This window comes from Janthinobacterium sp. HH102, assembly GCF_001758625.2.
GTDB lineage: Bacteria > Pseudomonadota > Gammaproteobacteria > Burkholderiales > Burkholderiaceae_D > Janthinobacterium.
In genome coordinates this window covers 5,540,062-5,565,829 of the sequence record NZ_CP062062.1, presented here as the reverse complement: position 1 = coordinate 5,565,829, position 25,768 = coordinate 5,540,062, and the positions used below count along the sequence as shown (strand labels likewise).

The window sequence follows — 25,768 nt, the reverse complement described above, 5'->3', positions numbered from 1 at the left end:
TTTGCAGGTAATCGACCCGTACAATTTCATGTGCTTTCATATATATAATGAATGGAGACTCATTTGCCGAATGGGGGCTTGGGTATCGAGTCCGTGCGCGCATGGTGATGGTGTAACTGTTCTGAGGCCTCAATCTTGGTGGTGCCGTGAATTTATAGGCCTGATACATCTTATAGGGAGCTGTGCGCGGCAGATATTTTCGACCTGTGATGATAGCGTGCCGGGGGCGGTTCCGCAATGATCATCAGGCGTGCGCGGATGCAGAATTGCTTGTGTTACCATGAAAAAGTGTAACTTTATGTGACCAGGCAGGGCATGATTTTTCCTGTCTATAGTAGTAAAAGCGTCACATTAGCCCATGGCGCGCCCCTGTGTCGCGGCCCTTTTCCGCTCCGAGGCCTATCCAGATAGGCTCGGAGTCGTTATACTGGACCACCGTTTTACAATCTGGCTCTCCTCTTTCTTTATATCATCTTTCTTTCTTGATGTCCTAACGTGCGGCATGTGTCCGTTTCGTTTTTTCGGGGTGGTGTAATTGTTGTAATTATATAAGAATTTAAACCTAAAAATGAACGATAGCAAAAACAAGAAGTTTCTAAATGAACTTATTTCGAAATTCGAAAATAGCAATGCGGTTATCGGCATTGTGGGTTTGGGCTATGTTGGCCTGCCTTTGATGCTGCGTTATGCTGATGTCGGTTTCAAGGTGCTGGGTATCGATATCGATAAGGTCAAGGTCGATAAGCTGAATCAAGGAATAAGTTACATCGAACACATCTCCGCCGAATCCATCAATGCGGCGCGTGCCAAGGGTTTCGAGGCTACCACTGATTTTTCGCGCGCCACTGAGGCCGATGCGTTGATTATCTGCGTGCCCACTCCGCTGAACGATTACCGTGAGCCAGACCTGAGCTATGTCCTGAGTACCACAGAAGCGCTGGTGCCGCATATGCGTGCAGGCCAGATCGTTTCGCTGGAAAGCACTACTTACCCTGGAACCACCGATGAAGAACTTAAGCCGCGTATCGAGGCTGGCGGTTTCACGGTCGGTGAAGAAGTATTTCTTGTGTTCTCGCCCGAGCGCGAAGATCCGGGTAACCAACATTTCGAAACCCGAACCATTCCGAAGATTTGCGGCGGCACCACCGAGGCCTGCCAGCAGGCTGGCATCGCACTTTACAGCCCCGCCATCGATACCGTCGTGCCGGTCAGTTCGACACGCGCGGCCGAGTTGACCAAGTTGCTGGAAAATATACACCGTGCTGTCAATATCGGTTTGGTCAATGAAATGAAGATCATTGCTGACAAGATGGATATCGACATTCATGAAGTCATTCGTGCCGCGGCCACCAAGCCTTTCGGCTTTACCGCCTATTATCCGGGCCCTGGCCTGGGCGGCCATTGCATCCCGATCGACCCGTTCTACCTGACGTGGAAAGCGCGTCAATATGGTCTGCACACCCGCTTCATTGAACTCGCTGGCGAGATTAACAGCGACATGCCCCATTGGGTCATCAGCAAGCTGGCCGATGCCCTCAATGAGCGCTCGCGTTCGATCAAGGGCAGCAAGGTGCTGGTTCTGGGTATTGCCTACAAGAAGAATGTGGACGATATGCGCGAGTCGCCATCGGTGGAATTGATGGAGATTCTGCGTGACAAGGGCGCCGATATCGCTTACTCGGATCCGCACGTGCCGGTCTTCCCGAAGATGCGCGAACACCATTTTGAATTGTCCAGTGTTGAACTGACCGCCGCCACAATCGCCTCCTATGATGTGGTGTTGCTGGCGACCGATCACCGTGCCTTTGATTACGCCTTGATTCAGGAGCACGCAAAATTGATCGTCGATACGCGTGGTGTCTACCTGACGCCGGCGTCGAACGTTGTCAAAGCCTAATTCCGAAAGATTATTGAATGCGCCATTTCCCCCCTCCGGTCACTGACCGCAAGATCCGCTTTGCCCTGCTCGGCTGCGGACGCATTGCCAAGAATCATTTCGGCGCGATCCAGCAGCATGCTGACCGTTGCGAACTCGTCGGCGTGTGCGATATTAATCCGCAAGCGCTGGCCGAAGCTGCCGCTAGCACGGGCGCCACGCCTTATGCCAGCCTGACCGAGATGCTCGCGCATTGCCAGGCTGATGCGTTTATTCTGACGACGCCGTCCGGTATGCATCCGGAGCAGGCGATTCAGATTGCCGAGGCTGGCTACAGCGTCATCACCGAAAAGCCGATGGCAACCCGCTGGGACGATGCCAAGCGCATGGTCGAAGCCTGTGATGCTGCCAATGTGCGGTTGTTTGTTGTGAAACAAAATCGCCGTAATGCGACCTTGCAGTTGCTTAAGAAGGCCGTCGAGGAAAAACGTTTCGGTCGTATTTACATGGTGAACCTGAATGTTTTCTGGACCCGCCCGCAGGAATACTATGACAGTGCGAAATGGCGCGGTACATGGGAATACGACGGTGGCGCCTTCATGAACCAGGCCAGCCATTATGTCGACCTGATCGACTGGGTCATCGGCCCCGTCGAGAGTCTGCATGCCTACACCGCCACGCTGGAGCGCGATATCGAGGTCGAGGACACCGGCGTCATCAGTCTGCGCTGGCGTAATGGTGCGCTCGGTTCGATGAACGTGACCATGCTGACCTACCCGCGCAATCTGGAAGGCAGCATCACCATTCTGGGTGAAAAAGGCACAGTACGTATCGGTGGTGTTGCCGTCAACGAAGTGCAGCATTGGGAGTTTTCCGAGCCGCACCCGGATGATGAGAAGGTCAAGGAAGCCAGTTATCAGACCACGTCGGTATATGGTTTTGGCCATCCGCTGTATTACGACAATGTCATCAAGGTATTGCGTGGCGAAGCCGAACCAGAGACGGACGGCCGTGAAGGCTTGAAATCGATGGAAGTGCTGATCGCCACCTACCTTTCAGCGCGTGATGGCAAGCGTGTCGCATTACCGCTGGAGTATTAAGATGGCGGCCACAATACATTCGAGTGCAATCGTAGACGCTGGTGCAACGATTGGGGACACTACCCGCGTCTGGCATTTTGTTCACGTTTGCGGTGGAGCACGCATCGGTGCAGGCTGTTCCTTGGGGCAAAACGTTTTTGTCGGCAATGACGTTGTCATTGGTAACAACGTCAAAATCCAGAACAATGTCTCCGTGTACGATGCCGTGACCATCGAGGACGACGTGTTTTGTGGTCCCAGCATGGTATTTACGAATGTGTACAACCCGCGCTCGGCGGTAACGCGCAAGGATGAGTATCGCAAGACGCTGATCAAACGCGGCTCCACGCTGGGTGCCAATTGCACCATTGTCTGCGGCAGCACTGTAGGGGCTTATGCTTTCGTTGGCGCGGGCGCCGTGATCAATCGAAACGTTCCGGACTTCGCCCTGATGGTGGGCGTGCCGGCGCGTCAGGTTGGCTGGATGAGCCGTTTCGGCGAACGGCTGGCGCTGCCTCTTACCGGCGACGGCGAAACCGTTTGCGAGCACACTGGCGAGCGTTATACATTGCAAGATGGCATCTGCGCCTTAATCAACAACTAACATTAAAGTCCAACATGGAATTCATCGATCTCAAGGCGCAATACGTAGCCCTGCGTGACAAGGTTAACGCACGCATTCAGGCAGTTCTCGATCATGGCCAATATATTATGGGTCCGGAAGTCAAGGAGCTGGAAGGCAAGCTGCAGGAATATACAGGGGCGAAACATTGCATCACTGTTGCTTCGGGTACCGAGGCGCTGCTGATTGCGCTGATGGCCATCGGCGTCAAACCGGGTGACGAAATCATTACCACGCCATTCTCCTTCATCGCCACGGCCGAAGTGATCGTGCTGTTGGGCGCCAAGCCTGTATTTGTCGACATCGAACCTGACACTTGCAATATCAACGCGGCTCTGATCGAAGCTGCAATCACGCCACGCACGCGCGCCATAATGCCAGTTTCCTTGTATGGTCAACCGGCTGACATGGATGAGATCAATGCTATCGCGGCGCGTCATGGCCTGGTAGTTATCGAAGACGCGGCGCAAAGCTTCGGCGCGACGTACAAGGGCCGCAAGAGTTGCAATCTGTCGACGATAGGCTGCACGAGCTTTTTCCCGAGCAAGCCCTTGGGCTGTTACGGGGACGGCGGCGCTATTTTTACCAGTGACGATGCGCTTGCCCAGGCCATGCGTGAAATTCGGGTGCATGGTCAGTCGAAACGCTATGTGCATACGCGTATCGGCGTTGGCGGCCGTATGGATACGTTGCAATGTGCGGTGGTACTTGCCAAGCTCGAACGTTTTGAATGGGAGGTGGCGCAGCGGCTGGAAATTGGTCAGCGCTACAATGAATTGCTGAAAAATAAAGTCGAGACGGTCAGCCAGCGTGCCGATCGCAGCAGCGTGTACGGCCAGTTTACCGTGTTGGTCGAGTCGCGCGATGCTGTTCAGGAACGCCTGAAGGCCGCTGGTATTCCTACTGCGGTACATTATCCAGTACCCATGCATTTGCAGCCAGCTTATGCCGGCTTCGGCGACAAGGGTGCCTATCCTCATGCCGAGCGCGCTGCACAGCGCGTGATGAGTCTGCCGATGGGGCCAGACTTGACTGCACAGGAGCAGGAACAGATCATCGTTGCGTTGGCATAAAGAGGACGCATGAAGTTACAGCGGCAACTGGGGCTCGCGCTCTTGATTCAAGGCTTCGGTGTGGTTGCGACTTTCCTTGTCTCAGTGGTGGTCTCACGTCGCTTTGGACCCGAGGGCCAAGGTTATTTCAGTACTTACCGTTCGTGGATCGACTTGATCTCCGTGTTAGGCCTGTTTGGCTTCTCCCAGGCGCTGACCTTTCACATCAATGCAGGGCGGATCAGTGCGCGCCGCGCTGCGGGATTGATCGTGCACTATGGCCTGGCTCTGGCAGCGCTATTGCTGCTGCTGGGAGCGTTTGGGGGAAATTATTTAGCTCAGGCGACAGCATTAAGTCTGCGCGATGTCTGGCTGATGTGTGCCTGTGCGCTGGCGATGGTGCTGCACGGTTTATTCCGCGCCGTTGCTCTGAGTAACTCCAGCCCTCTGCTGTTTAATCTGATTACAGCAAGCCCCGGCTTGATTTGCCTGCCGCTGATATTTTTTCTTGGCATAGGTAACGACTTCACCATACTGCCCCAATTGCTCATGTGGAGTTTCGTTTGTGCTGCCTTGTGCGCCAGCGCCGAAGTAGGGCGAACGGCAGGTTTCGACTTGCGTGGAGGGGGAGCGTTGGGGGCCGACTGCCGTATCTTGATGAAAGAGGGCGCTTGGTCTTTCATTCCAGCTATTACCACTACAATTGTACCTGCACTGACTTTCTGGATGTTGGCGCGGGCTGCGGGCAGCCATACTGAGGCTGGCTATTTTGGTATGTCGTTGCTGTTTTTGAATGCCATGGTGACTGCCTTGAATATGGTCGCGCCGGTGCTATACAACCATTGGTCGAAGAAGGGTAACGGCGCCGTTGCGCAGGCCGAATATGAAAAGCTGGCGCTCGGTTGCAGCCTGTTGGGCATACTTGCTCTTCCTCTCGGATGGTTAGCGCTGCCACCGATGATTTCCATGGTTTTTGGCGCCGGTTTCGCCCCTGCAGGTGCTTCTGCACTTTGCTTCATTGGCGCCAGTTTTTTCTGGTTGCACAATCGTATCTTGCCGCCGATGTTGATGGCACAGGGACATCACCAGAGTGTTGCTTATGCCAATATCGTGCGCTCGGTTTTCATTGTTCTGGCCATTCTTGTTTTGCGGCCGACCAGCGCCCGTGACATCGCCCTGTGTTGGGTCGCTGGAGAGGTGTGCTGTTTCGCTTATATGGCATATTGCCTTAAGAATATTTTTAGCTGCAGTTATGGCCGCCTGATTGGCTTTCCATCGGCCTTGCATACCTGACCAGGATTCGCTTTTACCATGATCTCTTTCCTGTCGGCATTGGTTCTTGTGCCCAGTATTCTGTATTCGATATCGAAATCCCGCTACTATGCTATTTTATTGATGGCATTGTTTTATTACACGCTATCAATCAACGAGGCATCCATTGAGGCGGCCTATGGTACTCGGGTGCTGTACGCCGGCATGCTGTTTCTTTTTGCCTGTAATGTCTTGTTCTGCGTGTTTCTATACCTGCTGGGCGGTTGGCTTCTGCCGCGCGGCAGCTCTTATCGGAAACTGGTTTTTGACGAACAAGCTTGGAAACGGCTCTTTTTTCTGGTTACCGGGATATTTGTCATCATTGCGTTAATCAAGGCCCGTAATGGCCTCGATTTCTTGATGCTCAATTGGTCGGAGCAGCGCAGCGAAGGCCTCACTTTGCTTGATGGCGTATCCAATTTGCTGGGACTCGTGGCATTCTCCCTTGCTCCCGTGTTCTATAAAAGCCGCATCAGATTTGTTTTGCTGGTGCTTTGCTGCTTGGGCGTCTTCATGGTAACCGGCTCGCGGGCCATGTTGTTCTGTCTTGGTGGCTATTTCTACTATGAATTGTTTTTATCTGATCGCATCAGTTTTTCTCGCCGCTTGTACGTTTTGCTCGGTGGCGCAGTGGCCGCGCTGTCGATGCATGTACTGTCGCGCGCTGCGCGTGGCATCGGTTTGAGCGCTATGCTGAGCATGGATTTTTCAAGCCTGCTCGATGCGATTGGCAGCTCCGTTGACGGGGGCGGTCTTTTCGGCGGCGAAGACAATATCATGAAGTATTACTTTTACATTGTACACAAGTACCTCGAAGGCTGGAGTGCTGGTCCAATGCCCACCTTGCATCGGGCCTTGCTTATTCTGTTGCCGCGCGAACTGGCCGATATTCCCCTCAAGCCGTTGGACGTAACCTATCAGGTCTGGACCGCCGCCTTGAACGATGGATTATTCAACGATAATCCTTGGTTAACAGAAATGATCGATAGTTCGCATCAAGGTATTCCCGGGTCCCTTCACTTTTTGATTTGGGGTGATGCGCTGCTCAACGCTGGCTGGTTCGGTGCCCTTCTTTACCCGTTGCTATTCGCATTTTTACTGACGGTATTTGAGTCGTTGCTGCAGCGGGCGCCACCAGCCATGACGGCAATCCTTCTTGGACTTGGGCTGCCAGCATTGCTGATGATTGCTCGTGGAAATATCGTGATTGGCCTCGGTTATATTATTTATCCGCTGCCTCTTATTTACCTGATTTGCCGGTTGATGGAGTGGACCGCCAGAGGGGCGCCACATTGGCAAAAAACCGACAACAACAAAAACGAAATATGAAAATAGCCATTCTTGGACCAGCCAATTCTATTCATGTTAGTCGCTGGTGCAATGCACTGGCACAGCAGGATATCGAAGTACACTTGGTCACTCAGCACGATTTTGATGTTCATCAGTACTCTGATCGCGTACGCGTTCATCTGCTGCCTTACCGTGGCGGAAAGGGCTATTTCCTGAATCGGCGCGCCTTAGGCAAGGTGCTTGCAGAGATGTCGCCGGATTTGCTTAATTGCCATTATGCCAGCGGTTACGGCACCTTGATGGCAGGGGTCTGGCGCGGACCTTCGCTGTTGTCGGTATGGGGGGCGGACGTCTACGAATTCCCCTACGAGTCGCGGTTCAAGATGTGGTTGATCAAGCGCAATTTGAGGGCTGCCAGCCGCATCGCTTCCACGAGCCATGTCATGGCGGAGCAGACGCGCTCGTTGTGTCCTGAGTTGGCCCCGATTTTTGTCACGCCGTTCGGTATCGACACCGCGCGATTCGTGCCAGTACCGAGAGCAGCTGACGGGCGCCTGGTGATTGGCACCGTCAAGACGATGGCGAAAAAGTACGGTATCGATATTCTCATCCATGGCTATGCGTTATTGAGGCAACGCTTGCAAGACGAAAAAGCAGATGATTTGCTCGGGCGTCTTGAACTGTTGCTGGTCGGTGGTGGGGGCGAGACTGCAGTGTTGCAGGCGCTGGTTGCGCAGCTGGGACTTGAAGCCAGTGTTACCTTCGCGGGTCAGGTTGACCACACAGCCGTACCGGACTGGTTGAACCGCCTCGATATCTATGTGGCGGCGAGCCGCAACGACAGTGAGAGCTTCGGCGTGGCGATTCTGGAAGCGTCGAGCTGTGCATTGCCGGTGGTGGTATCGCGTATGGGAGGGTTGCCGGAGGTGGTAGCCGAAAATGAAACGGGCTTGATCATTCCAAACGAAAACCCGCAAGCGCTGGCAGACGCCTTATACCTGCTGGTGCAAGATAGTGCCTTGCGCAACCGTCTTGGCGTGGCAGGACGTGCCAGGGTGTGCCAGCAATTTTCCTGGGATCATTGTGTGACATTGATGCGCGATGCCTATAGACAGACTGTGGCGGCGTAAGTAGATCTACGGCGCTGGCGTGTCGGAAGGCTTCGGGTTTATTATCGATGCTGTTGTAATGCTTCCAAGTAGGAGTCACGGCCAGTGCCAAGTGCGGCGTTTCTAATAATTTATTGAAGGTGCAGATTACATGGCTGATATCCATAGAGTAAAAACTTTGCTGGTGCTTGCACCGCATACCGACGACGGCGAATTCGGCTGTGGCGGAACGATTGCGAAATATGTCAGCGAAGGCTGGCGTGCCGTATACGTGGCATTTTCTGCAGCGGAGCAATCGGTGTTACCCCATTTGCCGCGTGACATCTTGCGCAAGGAAGTCAAGGAAGCCACCTTGGTGTTGGGTATCGCTCCTGAAGATTGTATCGTGCTCGATTTCGAAGTTCGCAAATTCCCCGAGCAGCGTCAGGCTATTCTCGACGAAATGGTCAAGCTGAATCGCGAGCTGCAGCCCGATTTGGTATTTTTACCTAGTCCTAACGATACCCATCAGGATCACCATGTGATTGCGCATGAAGGTTTCCGCGCATTCAAGCGTACCACCATGCTTGGCTATGAAGTGCCATGGAACAATCTCGATTTCCGCACGAGCTGCTTCGTACACCTTAGTGAGCAGGATGTTGGCAAGAAGGTGGAGTCGCTGGCGCGCTACCAATCGCAGGCACATCGCGTGTACGCTTCTGCCGAGGTGGTGAAGAGCCAGGCCGTTTTCCGTGGTACCCAGATCGGTACGCAATATGCAGAATCATTTGAGGTGATCCGATGGATAATCGCTTAAACCGCCCCGCCACGGCAGCCTGGCTGGCCTCGGCACTGGGCCGTACTTTGCACGGCAGCGACCTGCCTATCATGGAAATTCGTTCGGTCGATCACGTCACGGAAGGTGCATTGGTATTTTCCAAGGCGGACCGTGAACTCGGCTCCGTCGCCTGCACGGTAATCGGTCCGCTTTCCATGGCGCGGGATGGCCTGGCCTTGATCGAGTCCGATAATCCACGCCTCGATTTTGCGCTGGCACTGCGCCTGCTGCAAGTCAAGATCGGCTTTTGCGAGCACACGGAACCACCGCGTATCCACCCTAGCGTACGTGTCGGCCGCAATACGGTGATCGGCAATGGTGTGGAAATCGGTGAGGGTACGGAGATCTATCATAATGTCGTGATCGCCGATGGCGTACGTATCGGCCGTAACTGCCTGATCAAGTCTTGCGCTGTGATCGGCGAAGAAGGCTATGGTTTCGAGTCCGATGCATCCGGACGGCCGATTCGTATCCCCCATCTGGGAAGTGTCATCATTGGTGACGACGTCGAAGTTGGTAGCCTCACGACAGTATGCCGCGGCACCATCGGCAATACCGTACTGATGGATGGCTGCAAGATCGACGATCATGTGCACATTGCTCACAATGTTGAAGTTGGTGCCGATGCGATGGTGATTGCCTGTGCCGAAGTGAGCGGCAGCGTAGTGATCGGCGCCGGCGCTTGGATTGCGCCGAATGCCTCCATCCTCGAGAAGCGCAAGATTGGACCTGGAGCGGTGGTTGGATTAGGCGCCGTGGTTGTGAAAGACGTCGAGGCCGGAATAACCGTGGCTGGCAATCCAGCTCGCCCCTTGATCAAAAAAAGTCCTTAGACTGTTTTCATGAATATATTGTTGATCAATCACTATGCCGGTAATCCCCATTACGGCATGGAATACCGTCCCTATTATCTTGCCCGTGAATGGGTCAGGCAGGGGCACAATGTGACTATCGTTGGCGCGGATTTCTCGCACCTGCGCCGCACCAATCCTGTGGTTGACCGTGCTCTTGCGCGTGAAGAGGTGGATGGTATCGAATACCGTTGGCTGCGTAGCCCGAAATACGACGGGAATGGCAGCGGCCGCGTACTCAACATGTTTTCCTTTGTGGCGCAGATGCTGTTCTACGGGCGACGCATCGGCAAACTGGTCAAGCCAGATCTGGTGATCGCGTCTTCGACCTACCCGCTCGATATCTTTCCGGCCAAACGCATCGCCGCTCAATGCGGTGCCAAACTATGTTTCGAGGTACACGACCTGTGGCCGCTCAGCCCTATTGAGTTAGGTGGCATGTCGCCGCGCCATCCATTCATCATGCTATTGCAGTACGCCGAGAACTGGGCATACCGCACTGCTGACAAGGTGGTTTCCATGCTGCCCAAGGCGCTCGAACACATGATGGCACATGGCATGGCGCGTGAGAAATTTGCCTATGTCCCGAACGGCATTGACGTCGATGAATGGCGTGCGCCCGAACAGGCGCCAAACTTGCCGGTGCTTGAACAGATCGACGCGCTCAAACGGGGCGGGGCGCGCGTGGTCGGCTATGCCGGTTCGCATGGCCCGGCCAATGCGATGGACAATGTCCTTCTGGCGGCGCGCCTGTTGGCTGACCGGCCAGTGGTCTTTGTCCTGGTCGGTGATGGTTCGGAAAAACGCAAGCTGCTGGCCATGAAGACCGAGTTCAAGCTCGATAATGTGCACTTTTTCGATCCTGTTCCGAAACAGTCGATCCCGGCCCTGCTGGAAAAGATGGATGTGGTATTCATCGGCTCGCAACGGGTGCCTATTTACCGTTTTGGGGTCAGTCCAAATAAAATGATGGACTATATGATGGCCGCCAAACCGATCATTCAGGCCATTGAGTCGGGCAACGACCCGGTCGGTGAAGCCGGCTGCGGACTGACCATTTCTCCTGGCGATCCGGCTGCGCTGGTGCATGCCATTGAAAGCCTGCTGGCATTAAGCGACGAGGAGCGGGCGGACATGGGCCAGAAGGGCCGGCGGTTTGTGCTGGAAAACCATACCTATCCCGTGCTGGCCCAGCGCTTCATCGACGCCTGCCGATAGAATCGTTTCATTGATCGCATAACTAAGGCGCCGTAAAGGGCGTTCGTTATGCCAACCTGAGGTATTTATTTTGACGACAGAACAAAAATTCCTGCCCTTCGCATTACCTGAAATCGGTGACGATGAAATTGCCGCCGTAGTCGAATGTCTGCGTTCCGGCTGGGTCACGACGGGCCCGAAGACCAAGCAGTTCGAACAGGATTTCGCCGCCTATATCGGCGATGGTGTCGAGGCGATCGCTGTCAATTCGGCCACCGCCGGTTTGCACCTGGCCCTGGAGGCGCTCGGCGTCGGTCCTGGCGATGAAGTGATTGTGCCAACCATGACGTTTACCGCCACGGCGGAAGTCGTGCGTTACATGGGGGCCGATCCGGTTTTTGTCGACACCGACCCGGTCACGCTGAACCTGTCGCTGGAGGCGATTCGTGCGGCCATTACGCCACGCACGAAAGTCATCATGCCTGTTCACTACGCCGGCCTGGCCTGCGACATGGATGCCATTCTGGCGTTGGCGCGTGAACACAAATTGCGTGTCGTCGAAGATGCTGCGCATGCGTTCCCAACGCGCTATAAAGGACGTTTGATCGGTACCCTGGACAGCGACGTCACCGTGTTCAGTTTCTATGCCAACAAGACGATGACTACAGGTGAGGGTGGCATGGTCGTCACGCGCGACGCTGACATCGCCACCCGCATCAAGATGATGCGTATTCACGGCATCAGCCGCGATGCCTTCGATCGTTTCGTCTCGAAGACCCCGGCCTGGGCCTATGAAGTAGTTGCGCCTGGCTACAAATACAATCTGACCGATATCGCTTCAGCGATGGGCATCCATCAGTTGCGCAAGATCAATGCGTTTTCGGCCCGCCGCCAGCAACTTGCGCGGCGCTATTTTGAGGGGCTGGCGGATCTGCCGTTGCTGCTGCCGGCCGAGGCTGCTGATGGTGGCGAACATGCCTGGCACCTGTACGTCGTACGCTTGACCTCTGCGGCGCCGATTGGCCGCAATGAGCTGATCCAGAAGCTGTCCGACCACGGTATTGGCACCAGCGTCCATTACATTCCGTTGCACCGTCATCCTTACTGGCGTGATACCTATCATCTTGCGCCGGAACAATTCCCCGAGGCGGAGGCGGCCTATCATGCGATGGTCAGTTTGCCTTTGTATACTGCCATGACGGATGAGGACCAGGAACGGGTGATCCGCACGCTGCGCGAGTTGCTGTGTTGATCAAACGTATTTTCGATGTCATCGCGGCGCTGTGCGGTTTGCTGCTGCTGGCGCCGTTGTTGGTGCTGATTGCCGTATGGGTGAAACTGGACTCCGCGGGACCGGTGTTTTTTCGCCAAGAACGGGTGGGGCAGCATGGTGTCCTGTTTCGTATTTTTAAGTTCCGTACGATGACGGTTGGCACGGAAGCGCAGGGGCAGATCACCGTCGGGCGCGACGCGCGCATCACTGGTGTCGGACACCGGCTGCGTCACTACAAACTTGACGAGTTGCCGCAACTGCTCAATGTGCTCATCGGTGATATGAGCCTGGTCGGGCCGCGGCCGGAAGTGCCGAAGTATGTGGCGCTGTACACGAGTACGCAACGCGAGCTGGTACTTTCCGTCAAGCCAGGAATTACGGACCTCGCGTCGATCACGTATCGTGATGAAAATCGCCTGCTGGGTGAATCGGCCGACCCGGAGCGCACCTACATCGAGGAAGTTATGCCGGTCAAGCTGCGCTTTTATGAAGAGTATGTACGTCAGCGCTCCTTGGCGCTGGATGTGCGTATTATTTTCATGACTATCGGCAAGCTGATTCGCTGAATGAATGGCACGCGGTAGCCGGACGTTGCCGCCGCGTTGTCAGCCCTCACGCTATGGGGCTGATCTGCATAACCTTTACTCTCCATTGTCACGATGAAATCTACGGACCAGATCCAGATACCATTTATCCAGGCACTACGCGGCCTGGCTGCTATTGTTGTCGCAATTTACCATACTACGTCGCATGTACCTGTCGGACCTAATAATGCCACATCACAATGGTTCTTCGCGTCCGGACCTGCCGCCGTGGATTTATTTTTCATGCTGAGCGGTTTTGTCATGGTGCTTTCCACGCAAAACAAGGAACCTTCCCTGGAGAATACTTTCCGCTTCTGGATCAATCGTTTTTTCAGGATTTGGCCTACGTATTTCGTCATCACGCTTTTATTTTGCCTGACAGAAGTGATTGTGCGAAAACACATGAATGCCAGCCTGATTGCCGATTGGGAATTACATGCCTGGACGGCGGTAGGGATTCTGCGTTCGATGCTATTTTTACCTCTGGATTACGCGGCTGGCGCACCCTATTTCGGTGGCGCGGTGTTGCATGTCGGCTGGACGATGAACTACGAGATGTATTTCTATTTCATATTGGGTGGTTCGCTCTTCTTTGGCAGGTATCGATGGCTGGCTTTTTTTTCCTGGATAGGAGTAACGCTGATTGCTCCGCTTTTCCTGATAAATCCCTGGTATCATTTTTTTGATGTCACCGCATATCATGACTTTCGGCCAGGTTATTTAAACCTGATTACCTCGCCGATTATTTGGGACTTTGTTGCCGGAGTCGTTATCGGACTGGTCTATATCTCACGCCTGCGTATACGCAACATACAGGCCCTGTACATGGCGCTGATGCTTGCCATGTGTATCGCCACCTGGAATATTCTTGGTGGGATGCCGAGACATTTTGGCTTTCAGTTCTGGAGCGGTCCTCTTGCACTAACATTTGTATTTCTTGCCTTGTTGAACAAGGAGCAGGAGATAGCCATACCAGCGCCATTGTTATGGCTGGGTAAGATATCTTTTTCTTTGTATCTGGTCCATCCCTTGGTGATTGCTCCCGCATATTTTCTTACCCGGGGAACAGAGATTGAGAAATATACCTACGATTTCCCTTTTACCATGCTAGTTACCGCAACTTCAATTGCTCTTGCCTGGATAAGCTACGAACTTCTTGAAGTCCGGCTCAGTTCTTTATTAAAGAGAAAAATAATCGGCAATCGTTTTACACTGCGCTTGAAGCAGGCCTGATTCCGAACTGCGATATCTTTTGGTGAGCTACCAAGCGAATAGCGATTTTTCACGTCCTCACCGGGAGATGACTGTAGCATCCGTGATAGGAATCATGCTTGTCGTGGGCCGCTGGCGTAGGTGCGGCGGGAGCATTTCCGATACCAGCAGTATTGCTTTCACCCTGTGCTCGATGGAATATACATTCGAGTTTGATTCCGAATTCCAAACGCACGGGATGGAAACTTGACGTATTTGGAAAATTTCAACGCCTGCGTTACTGCACAAGGTTTTTATTTCTGTAACTTTCGGCAAGCACTTGCCGATCTATCTTGCGATTAATCGATACCGGAAGCGATGTCGTGACGATCAGTTAGGATGGCACCATGTAACTGGGGAGCATCTGGTTCAACTTCTTTTTGTAAGCATCGAGTATCTCTTTGTCCGGCAATCCATTGTCTCTCACAAGGAAACCTAGCAAGCGCCCTACCGTACCATCGGGCCGACGTAGCGCCACGGCGGCGGCACTTGCGATCCCATCCAGGCGCTGTAGGGCATGGTCGATATCGGACAATTCTATGCGGAATCCATTAAACTTTATTTGATCGTCGATACGTCCACGGCAAAATACCAGACCACTGGCGTCAATCTCGCCCAGATCGCCATTGCGGAAGGCGCGATGATCACGATGTTCGAAGAGTTTTTCGGCGTTCAATCGAGGGTTGTTCAAGTACCCCCCTCCTCATGACATGATTGCTTGCGATGCATAGTTCTCCATTCTGGGTATCAAGAAAAATGTAGCCGCCTGGTTTGCTGTACCCAACAGGCAAGGGATTGTGTTCAGCCAGCAAGGCGTCATCACCGACGATCCAGGTACTCGCGACGGTCGCCTTTGTCGGACCATAAGTATTGATGATAATACTGTTTGGGAAACGCTCCCGGAGACGTTTGGCAGTGGCATGCGCCAGCAGTTCGCCGCAAAACAGAAAAGTTTTCAGGATCGGCAAGAAGTCCTATACCTTGATAGTTATTTTCTCGATATGCAATCCACCATAGTCTTTGGTGCATGCAATTCTATTGTTTTTATATTATAGGTAATAATAAGGACAATGCCATCGTCAAATGTGGAAATTCTGTCGGCACTATCTTCAATAAAGCTTCCTGCGATTGAATACGCCCGGCGCCGGGTATTCAACGCTAACTAAGCAGAGTGACAAATCTGGCATGACGATGAGGGGAAATCTATGCAAATATTTCGTGCAGGCGGCTGTTATACGCATTGACATACGTGATCGGGGTCTTGCGCGCGAATGCCGAACTGCAGCTTGGTGCCTTGATGGCGGATGCTGGCTTTCCTGATGAAGGCCCGATAGGCGGCACGACCGCCGGTGGTCAGCCGTGCATCGTGAGTGATGGCGGTGCAATTCGCAATGCAACTGCGTCTTGGTTCCCGTTTCTTTACTGGTGTGAAATGGGGGGACGTGCTGCTGGCATGAGTGCCGTTACAGATAGGCCGCGCAGTTTCCCTTGCGATGCGTGCTTGATCAGCGCCACGACCGCGTCGTGCAGCACGCTATCCAGCGGGACTGCACATTGCGGGAATGAAGCGTGTTACCCCTGTGGTCGAGGACCGAGCCAAATGAAATGGCATCTGCCTCTTGCAGGTTTATGCGCTATTCTTGCCAAAGCAATGCGGGCAAGACACCTCATACACATATTCCGGCGCCAGTTGCTGGCGCGGCGTAACGACGGCGCGGCACACAAAACATTGCACGGTTTCCGTCGGTTCCAGTTTCGGGTTCAGGGCCGTGCGGTAGTCGAACACGAAGCAGTCGCCCGTGTAGTGCTCGCCGCCCACTTCTTCAAAATATTTCAGAATGCCGCCGTCGAGCTGGTACACGCTGTCGTAGCCGATTTCCTTCATGTGGATGGCGGCCTTTTCGCAGCGGATGCCGCCCGTGCAGAAGGTGACGACGGTCTTGCCTTCCAGTTCGTCCTTGTGGGCGGCGGCGACGGCCGGAAATTCCGTGAACTTGTCGATGCGGTAATCGAGCGTGTTGTTGAACGTGCCCACGTCCACTTCAAACGCGTTGCGCGTCTCCATCATGACCACAGGTTTGCCCGCGTCGTCGACGCCGGCATCTAACCAGCGCTTGAGCGTATGCGCGTCGACGGACGGGGCGCGGCCCAGTTCCGGCTTGATCAGCGGCATGCGCATGGTGATGATTTCCTTTTTCAGCTTGACCAGCATGCGCTTGTGCGATTGCTCATTCGACAAGCTTTCCTTCCATTCCAGGTCCGCCAGACGCTCATCGCTGCGCACCCAGGCGAGGAAGCTGTCGATATGCTCGCGCGTGCCCGACAGGAACATGTTGATGCCTTCGGGCGTCAGCAGGATCGTGCCTTTCAGGCCCAGCGCCAGGCATTGCTCCTGATACAAGGGACGCATGGCTTCCGTATCGGCCAGCGTGATGAATTTATACGCGGCAATATTGACAAACGTGGCGGCGGGCGGGCTGACGGCGGCGGAAACGGCGGATGTTGCTGGGGTGATGGCTTGCATGATGGCGATCGGGTTAGACTGAACAGCCGATATTATAAGCCCGACAGGCCAGCCAGGATACCCGGTCCGCACGCGCGACGCGGTAGAATAGACCCCATTGAATTTTGCACGAAACGGTACACAGGATGGAAATGGTAATGCAAGAGGCCGGCGCTCCGGCAGGTTCACAGCAAGCGATGCAGCCAGGTCCGGCTTTCGTCCACTTGCGCGTGCACTCGGAGTACTCGATCGTCGATGGCCTCGTGCGCATCGACGACGTGGTCAAGGCGGCGGCGAAGGACAAGCAAGTGGCGCTGGCCGTCACCGACCTGTCGAACCTGTTTGGCATGGTCAAGTTCTACAAGGAAGCGCGCGGCAAGGGCATCAAGCCCATCGTCGGCGTCGACGTGTGGATCACGAATGACGACAACCGCGAAAAACCGTCGCGCCTGCTGTTGCTGGCGAAGAACCGCATGGGCTATCTGCAGCTGTGCGAACTGCTGTCGACGGCCTGGCTGACGAACCAGTACAAGGGCCGCGCCGAGCTGCGCATCGAGTGGCTGCAAGCGCTGGCGACGAATACCTACGACCTGTACCCGGGCGAAAGCGCGGCCAATGGCCTGATCGTGCTGTCCGGCGCGCATTTCGGCGACGTCGGTATCGCCATCGAGAACGGCAACCTGGCCCTGGCCGAACGCAATGCGCAGCGCTGGGCCGAGATTTTCCCCGGCCATTTCTATATTGAAATCCAGCGCGGCGGCCAGGCCAACCAGGAAGCGCAGGTACGCCATGCGGTGGCCCTGGCGGCCAAGCTGGGCTTGCCCGTGGTCGCCACGCATCCCGTGCAATTTATTTCTCCTGAGGAATTCATTGCCCACGAAGCCCGCACCTGTATCGCCGAAGGCGAAATGCTGGCCAACGCCAAGCGGGTGAAACGTTTCAATGACAGCCAGCGCTTCCTGTCGCAGGCCGACATGGCGGAATTGTTCGCCGACCTCCCGGCCGCGCTGGCCAATTCCGTGGAAATCGCCAAGCGCTGCAATCTGACCTTGACCCTGGGCAAGCCGCAACTGCCGAACTTCCCCACGCCGCCGGGCATGACGATCGACCAGTTCCTCGTCGCCGAATCGCAGGCGGGCCTGGAAAAGCGTTTGATCCAGCTGTATCCCGATCCCGAGCGCCGCGAAAAGGAGCGTCCGCGCTACGAGTCGCGCTTGAAGTTCGAGACGGACACGATTTGCAACATGAAATTCCCCGGCTACTTCCTGATCGTGGCGGAGTTTATCCAGTGGGCCAAGGAAAACGGCGTGCCCGTCGGCCCGGGCCGCGGTTCGGGCGCCGGTTCGCTGGTGGCGTATTCGCTGCTCATTACCGACCTCGATCCGTTGCAGTACAACCTGCTGTTCGAGCGCTTTTTGAATCCCGAACGCGTTTCGATGCCCGACTTCGATATCGACTTTTGCCAGGAAGGGCGCGACCGCGTCATCCAGCACGTCAAGGATTTGTACGGCAAGGAAGCAGTCTCGCAGATCGCCACCTTCGGTACCATGGCGGCCAAGGGCGCAATCCGCGACGTGGGCCGCGTGATGGACTTCGGCTACAACTTCTGCGACGGCATCTCTAAGCTGATTCCGTTCAAGCCCGGTAAACCCGTGTCGATCGCCGACGCCATCGAGGAAGAGCCGCTGCTCAAGGAGCGCCTGGAAAACGAGGAAGAGGTCAAGCAGCTGCTGGACCTGGCGCAGCAGGTCGAAGGCATCACGCGCAATATCGGCATGCACGCGGGGGGCGTGCTGATCGCCCCGGGCAAGCTGACGGACTTCTGTCCGCTGTACACGCAGGGCGGCGATTCGGGCGTCGTGTCGCAGTACGACAAGGATGACGTGGAGGCCGTCGGCCTCGTGAAGTTCGACTTTTTGGGCTTGACCACGCTGACCATTCTCGACCGCGCCGTGCGCTACATCAAGCAGCTTGATCCCGCGCAGGCGAACTTCGACCTGGCCACCTTGCCGCTGAACGACAAGCCGTCGTACGACTTGCTGACCAAGGCCAAGACCGTGGCCGTGTTCCAGCTCGAGTCGCGCGGCATGCAGGGCATGCTGAAAGACGCGCGTCCCGACCGTTTCGAAGACATTATCGCGCTGGTGGCGCTGTACCGTCCGGGCCCGATGGACCTGATTCCGGATTTTTGCAAGCGCAAGCACGGTGAACGTTTCGATTATCCCGATCCGCGCACGGAATCGATTCTGTCCGAAACCTACGGCATCATGGTGTATCAGGAGCAGGTGATGCAGATGGCGCAGATCGTCGGCGGCTACTCGCTGGGCGGCGCCGACATGCTGCGGCGCGCCATGGGCAAGAAGAAGGCTGAAGAGATGGCCGAGCACCGCGAGATCTTCCGCGCCGGTGCGGCGAAAGACGGCTTGACGGCGGAAAAGGCCGACGAGATCTTCGATTTGATGGAAAAGTTCGCCGGCTACGGTTTCAACAAATCGCACGCCGCCGCCTACGCCCTGCTGTCGTACCACACGGCGTATCTGAAGGCGCACCACACGGCCGCCTTCATGGCTGCCAACTTGTCGCTGGCCATGGACGACACGGACAAGATCAAGATCCTGGTGGAAGACTCGCTGGAAATCTGCAAGCTGACCTTGTTGCCGCCCGATATCAACGAATCGGACTACCGCTTCACGCCGAGCGGCGCGCCGCCGTCCGTCAGCGGCAAGAAAGTCACGCAGATCCGTTACGGCCTGGGCGCCGTGAAGGGCTCGGGCCAGAATGCCATCGAAGCCATCATCGCCGCGCGCGAGGCGGGCGGGCCATTCACGAGCCTGTTCGATTTCTGCAAGCGCGTGGATAAAAAGCAGATCAACCGCCGCACCATCGAGTCGCTGATCCGCAGCGGCGCGTTTGACTGCCTGAAGGTCGACCGCGCCATCCTGCTCGCTTCCGTGGCGTTCGCCATGGAATGCGCCGACCAGGCCGCCAAGGCGGCCAACCAGGTGAGCCTGTTCGGCGGCGACGACAGCGACATGGTGGCGCCGCCCGAGTACGTCAAGGTGCCCGTGTGGACAGATAAACAGCGCCTGACGGAAGAAAAGATCGCGCTGGGCTTTTACCTGTCCGGCCACCTGTTCGATTCGTATGCGCCCGAGGCGCGCCGTTTCGCGCGCACGAAATTGTCGGAACTGTCGCCGTCGCGCGAGCCGCGCATGATGGCCGGCGTCATCACGGGCTTGCGCACGCAGATGACGCAGCGCGGCAAGATCCTCATCGTCACGCTCGATGACAAGAGCGGCACGGTGGAAGTGACGGTGTATGGCGAACTGTTCGACGCCAACCGGAAAATCTTCAAGGAAGACGAATTCCTGGCCGTCGTGGGCAAGGTATCGGAAGACCGTTTTTCGGGCGGCTTGCGGATCACGGCCGAGAGCGCTTTCGACATCATCGCCGCGCGCGTGCAATATGGCCGCCAGCTGGGCCTGACCTTGCCGGCCACCCTGGATGCCAAGCGCATCCGAGACGTGATCATGCCGCACCGGGCCGAGACGGGCTTGCCGATCGCCGCGCGGGTCAGCCCGCAAGGCGTCAGCTGCGTGCTGCAGTTTGGCGACGAGTGGAAAGTGGCGCCATCGGATGAATTGCAGATGGCGCTGGAGCAAATGCTGGGTGCGCAAGAGGTGGCGGTCGAATACTGACCGGCACCGTTCGTGGCATACGACAAAGCCAAACCGCAGACATGCTGGTTTGGCTTTTTTTACGTTTACATGTCTTTCAGGCCCGTGATCGCATAGCCCTTGGCGGCGATCTGCTGGTGCGGCTGTTCGATATGGTAGTCCGGCAATATCTGGGCATCGTCGGCCACTTCGCTGGCGCGTACTTCGAGCTGCCAGTCGGTATTGGTCACTTCTTCCGGAATGAGTTTTCCTTCCGGCACGGCGAGGTAGGAAAAAATGCCGTCGTGCTCGGCCCGGCGGTAGATGTCTACGCGCATGAATGCCTCCTAGTAAGCGTTGGGGGAACCGGCGCACCGTAATGCGTACCGATAGCGCTAGCGTAACAGGATTGCGCCGTGCACGGGTTGTAGCGTGTGCCGCAGGTGGGGGCGGCGCTCAGGCGACAACGGAAGCGTAGTCGTCGTCATCGAGCATGGCCGCTTGCCGCGCCTCGCTGGCGGCGGCCGCAGCACCTGCCGTGGCGGCTTGCATCGGGCTGCGATGGGTGTCGAGGCCGCTGCGCAGGCTGGCGATCATGGCCAGCGTCAATTCGTGGCGCTTGCGTGCTTCCGAGCGTTTTTTGGAAGGAATGTCTTGCAGCGCCGGCAAGGGCAGGTTTTCGCACGCTAACTCAAAATCGCCATCCTGGCGCACTTGCGCGCCCAGTTCTTGCCATAGCGCATTGTAGTCGGCGAACAAACGGCCTTTCTTGGCGGAATGGTGTACGGCGCGGTTGATATTGCCGACAAGAAGCATCTTGCGGCAGCCATGTTCGTACCCCAGCTGGCGCACCAGGCGCACCATCAGGGTCTTGGGACGCATGCCGTGCAAGTCGCGCGTTGCCTCGCGCACGCGGTGTGCGCTTTCCTCGCCCTTCGGGCCTTGCAGGCAGCCGATGCGCATGCCCAGGGTGGCGCGCAACTGGCTGCCGAAGAAGGAAAAGGCGATCGAATAGAGGACGTCGTCGTCATCCATCAGTTGCAGCACCATCTCGCCTTCGCGGTCCATCGGATGCAGCGAACACAGTTGCAGGTGGTAGGACGCGCCCGACTTGCCCGCCACTGTGCCCAGGCGTACGGGCCCGTGCGCCGCTTGAGCCATCAGCTTGCCCCAACCTTGCTGCAAGATGAAATGGTAGTGTTCGGCCAGCAATTCCACGCGCTGGTGGCAATTCAAGGTCAGGCTCAGGTAAGGCCGGTAGACCTTGTGGATCATGTGCGGATAGGCATGTACCAGATCATGAAACACCGGATGCGAGTTCAGCAGTTGCAGCCATAGTCGGGTTTGGCGCTGTTGCACGCGGGCGCGCAGATGCAGCTTGAGCAATTCACGCCAGCGGCGCATGCCGCTCGGCATCGCCATCAAGCCGTCAGACAGGGTAATAGTTGGCATCATCGTGCGCATGTCCATGATAAAGGAGGAGCGTCGAAGCCGTTCCGGCTCAGACGGGTACAGGGCTGCTGACGCCCTCGTGGTTTGCCAGCAGGATGGTGGTGCCGCGGCTGCCCCGCGCCAGCTTGCCGGCCAGTCCGCCTGAAAACCGGCGCGGCCAGCCGCCTTGCTTGTGTGCTGGCAAGACGACTTCGTGGCAACCCAATAGCTCAGCCGTATCGAGGATCGTAAACAGCGGCTCGCCGGCGAAAATGTGGGTGCTGAAATCGATATGAGAGCGGCTCAGGTAGAGTCCCGCCTCGTGCATCATGTGCTGCGTGGCCAGGTCAAGGGCATCGCATTCATTGGCGCTGTGCCGGGGCAGGCCATCGGCGCAGCGTCGCGGCGCCGGTGTCACGTGCAACAGGCTGACGCACACTTTGATGCCCCATTCCTGCAGGCGCCTGGCGTAGCGCGCACCATAGATGATGTCGCTGGCGCGCTTGACGGGCAAGAGCAGCAGCAAGGTATCCTGGCCCGGCTTGCCGCAGGCGCTCGCGGCGCTGTCCGGGGCGCGGGGGCGTTGCGGGGCAAGGCGCGATGCATGCATGGAAAAGATGGCCGTGGTGGAAAAACCGTGTCATCTTATCCATGCCCGTATCCGCTGTAAATTGGCGAAACAGCGTACGGGTTTCCCTTATGTTCGCGTGTTGTTAATAGCGGTAAGTGACATACACGGCGCCGATCGGCGATGTCTTGCGCTGCACGATGGGGCTCTTGGCCGCGTCGCCCAGACGGCTCTCGACGCCGATCAGCGTATTGATGCCCCAGCGTGCATCGAAGCGGTGTTCCCAGTTGACGGTGGCTTGCGCTTCATAGAAACCGCCCTTGGGCGTGTATTGCTTGAACGAGGTATTGGCGGCCTGGGTGGCCGTCACGCCATACATGGTCTGCACGTACTTGCGCTCGCCCCAGCCCAGCTGGCCGCCGATGGTCACGCTGTCTTGCTGCACGCCCTTGGCATCGGCCCGGCCGTAGATCTGTCCTGTGGCGCCGAAATGCACGTTCGCGCCATTTTCGCGGTTCGACAGGGGAATGTCGCTCGTGACGCTCAGCGACAGGCCCGGCAAAGGCGAATAACCGGCACTGAGCAGGGCGCTGGCGTTGCCCTTCACTTCGCCCATGCCCTTCAGGTAATCGCTGCCGCCCCAGCCGTTGGCGCCCGTGCGCTTGTGGTCTTCGCGGTTGCCGCGGTAGCCCAGTGCTGCGCTGTAGCTGAAGGCGCCTGCCTGGCCGCCATAGCCGATGCCGCGCGACGTGCTGAAGAACAGGCCATTGGCCATGGCGTAATCGAGGATGATCAGCGGCGAGGCCGACAGCTTGTCGGCGCCGGAATAGCTGGAGACGGCGGCGACGCCGCCGCCGATGGTGAAGACATTTTCCGCCGGCGGTTCGGCCGCCGCGGCGGCCAGCGGGTTGAGGATCATGCCGCTGGCAAGTGCCAGCGAGGTCAGCAGGGTTGTGGGTGCGTGCATGGAGTTTTCCGTCAGATGAGAACCGAGTCCGGAGTGGCTCGATTGACTGCCGGTAGTATCTGTCCTTGCCATGAAGGAAAAATGAGCCTTTTATTAAGATTGCATGAAGAGCGCTTCTTTACCCTTTCTTCAGCTTGCGGTGGTTTAATACCCACCATGAAGATATTGCTGATTGAAGATGATATGGACCTGGGCAACGGCGTGCGGATCGCCTTGCGCGACCAGGGCATGCAAGTGGTCTGGGTGCGCAGCCTGGAAGATGCGGCGCGCAGCATCGAGCACGACAGTTGCGAGCTGGTGCTGCTGGACCTGGGCTTGCCCGATGGCGATGGCCTCGATTTGCTGGCCCGGCTGCGCGCGGCCCGCTTGCCGGTGCTGATCCTCAGCGCCCGCGACACGCTGGAACAGCGCTTGCGGGGCCTCGATGGCGGCGCCGACGATTACCTGGTGAAGCCCTTCGTGCTGGCCGAGCTGCTGTCGCGCGTGCGCGCCCTGGCGCGCCGCAGCTATGGCTTCGACGGCGACACCATCGAGTTGCGCGGCCTGCTGCTGCAGGTGCCCACGCGCCGTGTCAGCGTGCATGGCCGGCCCGTGGAGCTTACGGCCAGTGAATATGCCTTGCTGAAGACCTTGCTGATGCGCGCCAACCGGGTCATCACGCGCCGCGTGCTGGAAGAACATATCCTGCCCGGCGGGCTGGCCAATGCCAGCAATACCCTTGACGTGCATATGGGCAACCTGCGCCGCAAGATAGGCGAAGGCTATATCCGTACCGTGCGCGGCGTCGGCTATGTCATCGACCAGCAGGGCGAATCATCCACCCCATCGGGTGCCGGCGCATGATGGGGCGTTTCTGGGCCATGCTGCGCCAGCCTACCCTGGTACGCCGCCTGATGATGGCGCAAATGCTGATGCTGACCATGGTGTGGAGCCTGGCCGTGGCGTATGTGCTGGTCGAGGGCGCGGATGAAGCGAGCACTGTCAGCCGCGGCGTCCTGCACGCCATTATCAGCGTGGCCGATAACCTGGCCGAGCAGCCGCAGCGCCAGGAACAAAGCTTGCGCGCCATCGACGCAGCCCTGCGCGAGGAGTTTGAAACGGGGCAGGTGCCGGAACTGGCGCCGCGCATCCTGGTCTGGCGCGAAGGCAAGCTGGTCTACAAGTCGCCCGATGCGCCCAGCGGGATCCGTAGCGCCGGCCCGGAACAGATGGAAGTCGTGTACATCAAGGGGCAGGCCTGGCGCAGCCGCAGCCTGGCCGAGGGCGGCACGCGCGTGACGGTGCTGGAAGCGGGAGGCGCCTGGCAATTGTTCATCACCATCAATTCACGCGGTTACTACCTGCTGCCGTTGCTGATCAGCTTGCCGTTCCTGCTGGTGCCGGCGTGGCTGTCGATCCGCCTTGCCATGCGCCCGTGGCGCAAGCTGGCGCAGGAGGTGGCGGCGCGCGGGCCGCAGGATTTGCGTCCGCTGACCTTCAAGCCGCCGCATGGCGAACTGGCGGCACTGGTTGACAATATCAATGCGCTGCTGCAGAGGGTCGATGCCAGCGCTGCGCGCGAACGCAGCTTCATCGCCGATGCCACGCATGAGCTGCGCACGCCGCTGGCGGCCATGCGTGTCAATGTCGAGGCCTTGCAGGGCCAGGTACATGATGCGCGCCAGCAAGAGCTGCTGGACGGTATCTTGAACAGCGGCAACCGGGCCGCGCGTCTGGTGGGCCAGCTGCTGCAGCTGACGCGCAGTGAAGTGCAGGCGGGCGCGGGCGAGTTGCCGCGGCGGCAGGCGCTCGATACCTTGCTGCAAGATCGTCTGGCGGCCCTGTCCGGCCTGGCCCAGGCGGGCGATATCGAGCTTGAATTGCAAGCCAGCGTCTCGCTCAGCGTGCCCGGACAGCGCGAAAGCCTGGTGTCGCTGATCGACAACCTGGTGGAAAACGCCATCAAGTACAGCCCGCGCGGCAGTAGCGTGACGGTGTCGCTGCATGCGGAGCGGGGCCAGGCCGTGTTGCATGTGGCCGATCAGGGACCGGGCATCGCGCCGGCACTGTATGACCGCGTGTTCGACCGCTTTTTCCGCGCGCCGCAGCAGGCGCAGCCAGGCAGCGGCCTGGGCCTGTCCATCGTCGCTTCCGTCGTACGCCAGCATGGCGGCACGATTCAGTTGCACAGCGGTAACGGCGGCCTGGGCTTGCTGGTCGAGGTGCGCTTGCCCCTGGCCGAGGCCTGACCGCGCTGGCAGGCTTTGGGATATTGCCTGAAAATTATTTCATGTGCTTATAACGCAAGATGGCATGGCGTGGCGCACGCTTGCGATGCATAATGCGGAACAG

23 protein-coding genes are annotated in these 25,768 nt (G+C 57.1%); 16 read left to right on the top strand and 7 right to left on the bottom strand.

Annotated features, from left to right (window positions below; genetic code table 11):
* Positions 1-568: 568 nt before the first annotated feature.
* The 13 genes from JAB4_RS25330 (at position 569) to JAB4_RS25270 (ending at position 14,294) form a co-directional block, all read left to right on the top strand.
* Positions 569-1,897: a nucleotide sugar dehydrogenase gene (locus tag JAB4_RS25330; protein ID WP_070224360.1), complete on the top strand. Its 1,329-nt coding sequence runs from the start codon at positions 569-571 to the stop codon at positions 1,895-1,897.
* Between the two features lie 17 nt (positions 1,898-1,914).
* Entirely contained in the window at positions 1,915-2,976 is a 1,062-nt protein-coding gene (locus tag JAB4_RS25325; RefSeq protein WP_070224361.1) for a Gfo/Idh/MocA family oxidoreductase, read from the top strand.
* Position 2,977: 1 nt separating this feature from the next.
* Positions 2,978-3,559, top strand: a complete 582-nt coding sequence (locus JAB4_RS25320) for an acyltransferase (protein ID WP_070224362.1) — start codon at positions 2,978-2,980, stop codon at positions 3,557-3,559.
* Between the two features lie 14 nt (positions 3,560-3,573).
* Positions 3,574-4,650: a DegT/DnrJ/EryC1/StrS family aminotransferase gene (locus tag JAB4_RS25315; protein WP_070224363.1), complete on the top strand. Its 1,077-nt coding sequence runs from the start codon at positions 3,574-3,576 to the stop codon at positions 4,648-4,650.
* 9 nt (positions 4,651-4,659) lie between these two features.
* Positions 4,660-5,922: a hypothetical protein gene (locus JAB4_RS25310; protein WP_070224364.1), complete on the top strand. Its 1,263-nt coding sequence runs from the start codon at positions 4,660-4,662 to the stop codon at positions 5,920-5,922.
* A gap of 18 nt (positions 5,923-5,940) precedes the next feature.
* A complete protein-coding gene (locus JAB4_RS25305) occupies positions 5,941-7,269 on the top strand; it encodes a hypothetical protein (RefSeq protein ID WP_070224365.1) in 1,329 nt (442 codons plus the stop codon).
* Complete coding sequence (locus tag JAB4_RS25300; protein WP_070224366.1) at positions 7,266-8,360, top strand: glycosyltransferase; 1,095 nt, start codon at positions 7,266-7,268, stop codon at positions 8,358-8,360. The genes JAB4_RS25305 and JAB4_RS25300 overlap by 4 nt, the downstream gene beginning before the upstream one ends.
* A gap of 130 nt (positions 8,361-8,490) precedes the next feature.
* Positions 8,491-9,135, top strand: a complete 645-nt coding sequence (locus JAB4_RS25295) for a PIG-L deacetylase family protein (protein ID WP_070224367.1) — start codon at positions 8,491-8,493, stop codon at positions 9,133-9,135.
* A complete protein-coding gene (locus JAB4_RS25290) occupies positions 9,120-9,989 on the top strand; it encodes a UDP-3-O-(3-hydroxymyristoyl)glucosamine N-acyltransferase (protein ID WP_071653569.1) in 870 nt (289 codons plus the stop codon). Before JAB4_RS25295 ends, JAB4_RS25290 begins: the two co-directional genes overlap by 16 nt.
* 9 nt (positions 9,990-9,998) lie before the next feature.
* Entirely contained in the window at positions 9,999-11,225 is a 1,227-nt protein-coding gene (locus JAB4_RS25285) for a glycosyltransferase family 4 protein (protein WP_070224369.1), read from the top strand.
* A gap of 70 nt (positions 11,226-11,295) precedes the next feature.
* The gene (locus tag JAB4_RS25280) at positions 11,296-12,456 is read left to right on the top strand and encodes a DegT/DnrJ/EryC1/StrS family aminotransferase (protein ID WP_205602288.1); all 1,161 of its coding nucleotides are present in this window, start codon (positions 11,296-11,298) and stop codon (positions 12,454-12,456) included.
* Positions 12,453-13,043: a sugar transferase gene (locus tag JAB4_RS25275; protein WP_070224371.1), complete on the top strand. Its 591-nt coding sequence runs from the start codon at positions 12,453-12,455 to the stop codon at positions 13,041-13,043. The genes JAB4_RS25280 and JAB4_RS25275 overlap by 4 nt, the downstream gene beginning before the upstream one ends.
* Positions 13,044-13,136: 93 nt before the next feature.
* Complete coding sequence (locus tag JAB4_RS25270) at positions 13,137-14,294, top strand: acyltransferase (RefSeq protein WP_070308414.1); 1,158 nt, start codon at positions 13,137-13,139, stop codon at positions 14,292-14,294.
* A gap of 352 nt (positions 14,295-14,646) precedes the next feature.
* On the opposite strand, the gene JAB4_RS30985 is transcribed toward JAB4_RS25270, so the two are convergent.
* The 3 genes from JAB4_RS30985 to JAB4_RS25255 all read right to left on the bottom strand — a co-directional run bounded on the left by JAB4_RS30985 (position 14,647) and on the right by JAB4_RS25255 (position 16,836).
* A complete protein-coding gene (locus JAB4_RS30985) occupies positions 14,647-15,003 on the bottom strand; it encodes an AMP-binding protein (protein ID WP_071650279.1) in 357 nt (118 codons plus the stop codon).
* Complete coding sequence (locus JAB4_RS30980) at positions 14,957-15,280, bottom strand: AMP-binding protein (protein ID WP_071650280.1); 324 nt, start codon at positions 15,278-15,280, stop codon at positions 14,957-14,959. Before JAB4_RS30980 ends, JAB4_RS30985 begins: the two co-directional genes overlap by 47 nt.
* Positions 15,281-15,939: 659 nt before the next feature.
* On the bottom strand, positions 15,940-16,836 hold the full coding sequence (locus tag JAB4_RS25255; RefSeq protein ID WP_070224374.1) for a sulfurtransferase: 897 nt from the start codon (positions 16,834-16,836) through the stop codon (positions 15,940-15,942).
* A gap of 176 nt (positions 16,837-17,012) precedes the next feature.
* On the opposite strand from JAB4_RS25255, the gene dnaE reads away from it, so the two are divergent.
* Positions 17,013-20,513, top strand: a complete 3,501-nt coding sequence (gene dnaE, locus JAB4_RS25250) for a DNA polymerase III subunit alpha (RefSeq protein ID WP_227742034.1) — start codon at positions 17,013-17,015, stop codon at positions 20,511-20,513.
* A 65-nt stretch (positions 20,514-20,578) separates the two neighbouring features.
* Here dnaE and JAB4_RS25245 read toward each other — a convergent pair whose 3' ends face one another.
* From JAB4_RS25245 to JAB4_RS25230, 4 genes are all read right to left on the bottom strand, one after another.
* Positions 20,579-20,809 carry a DUF6139 family protein gene (locus tag JAB4_RS25245; protein ID WP_070224376.1) on the bottom strand — a complete coding sequence of 77 codons (231 nt, stop codon included), beginning with the start codon at positions 20,807-20,809 and terminating at the stop codon, positions 20,579-20,581.
* Between the two features lie 118 nt (positions 20,810-20,927).
* Positions 20,928-21,926 (bottom strand): VirK/YbjX family protein, encoded by a 999-nt coding sequence (locus JAB4_RS25240; RefSeq protein WP_175444718.1) that lies wholly within the window; start codon positions 21,924-21,926, stop codon positions 20,928-20,930.
* Between the two features lie 46 nt (positions 21,927-21,972).
* Positions 21,973-22,512 (bottom strand): universal stress protein, encoded by a 540-nt coding sequence (locus tag JAB4_RS25235; RefSeq protein WP_070224378.1) that lies wholly within the window; start codon positions 22,510-22,512, stop codon positions 21,973-21,975.
* A 103-nt stretch (positions 22,513-22,615) separates the two neighbouring features.
* Positions 22,616-23,437 carry a MipA/OmpV family protein gene (locus JAB4_RS25230; RefSeq protein ID WP_070224379.1) on the bottom strand — a complete coding sequence of 274 codons (822 nt, stop codon included), beginning with the start codon at positions 23,435-23,437 and terminating at the stop codon, positions 22,616-22,618.
* A 156-nt stretch (positions 23,438-23,593) separates the two neighbouring features.
* Between JAB4_RS25230 and JAB4_RS25225 the strand changes: the two genes are divergently transcribed.
* Both JAB4_RS25225 and JAB4_RS25220 read left to right on the top strand, forming a co-directional pair.
* Positions 23,594-24,280, top strand: a complete 687-nt coding sequence (locus JAB4_RS25225; RefSeq protein ID WP_070224380.1) for a response regulator — start codon at positions 23,594-23,596, stop codon at positions 24,278-24,280.
* Positions 24,277-25,665, top strand: a complete 1,389-nt coding sequence (locus JAB4_RS25220; RefSeq protein WP_083287035.1) for an ATP-binding protein — start codon at positions 24,277-24,279, stop codon at positions 25,663-25,665. Before JAB4_RS25225 ends, JAB4_RS25220 begins: the two co-directional genes overlap by 4 nt.
* Positions 25,666-25,768: the final 103 nt, after the last annotated feature.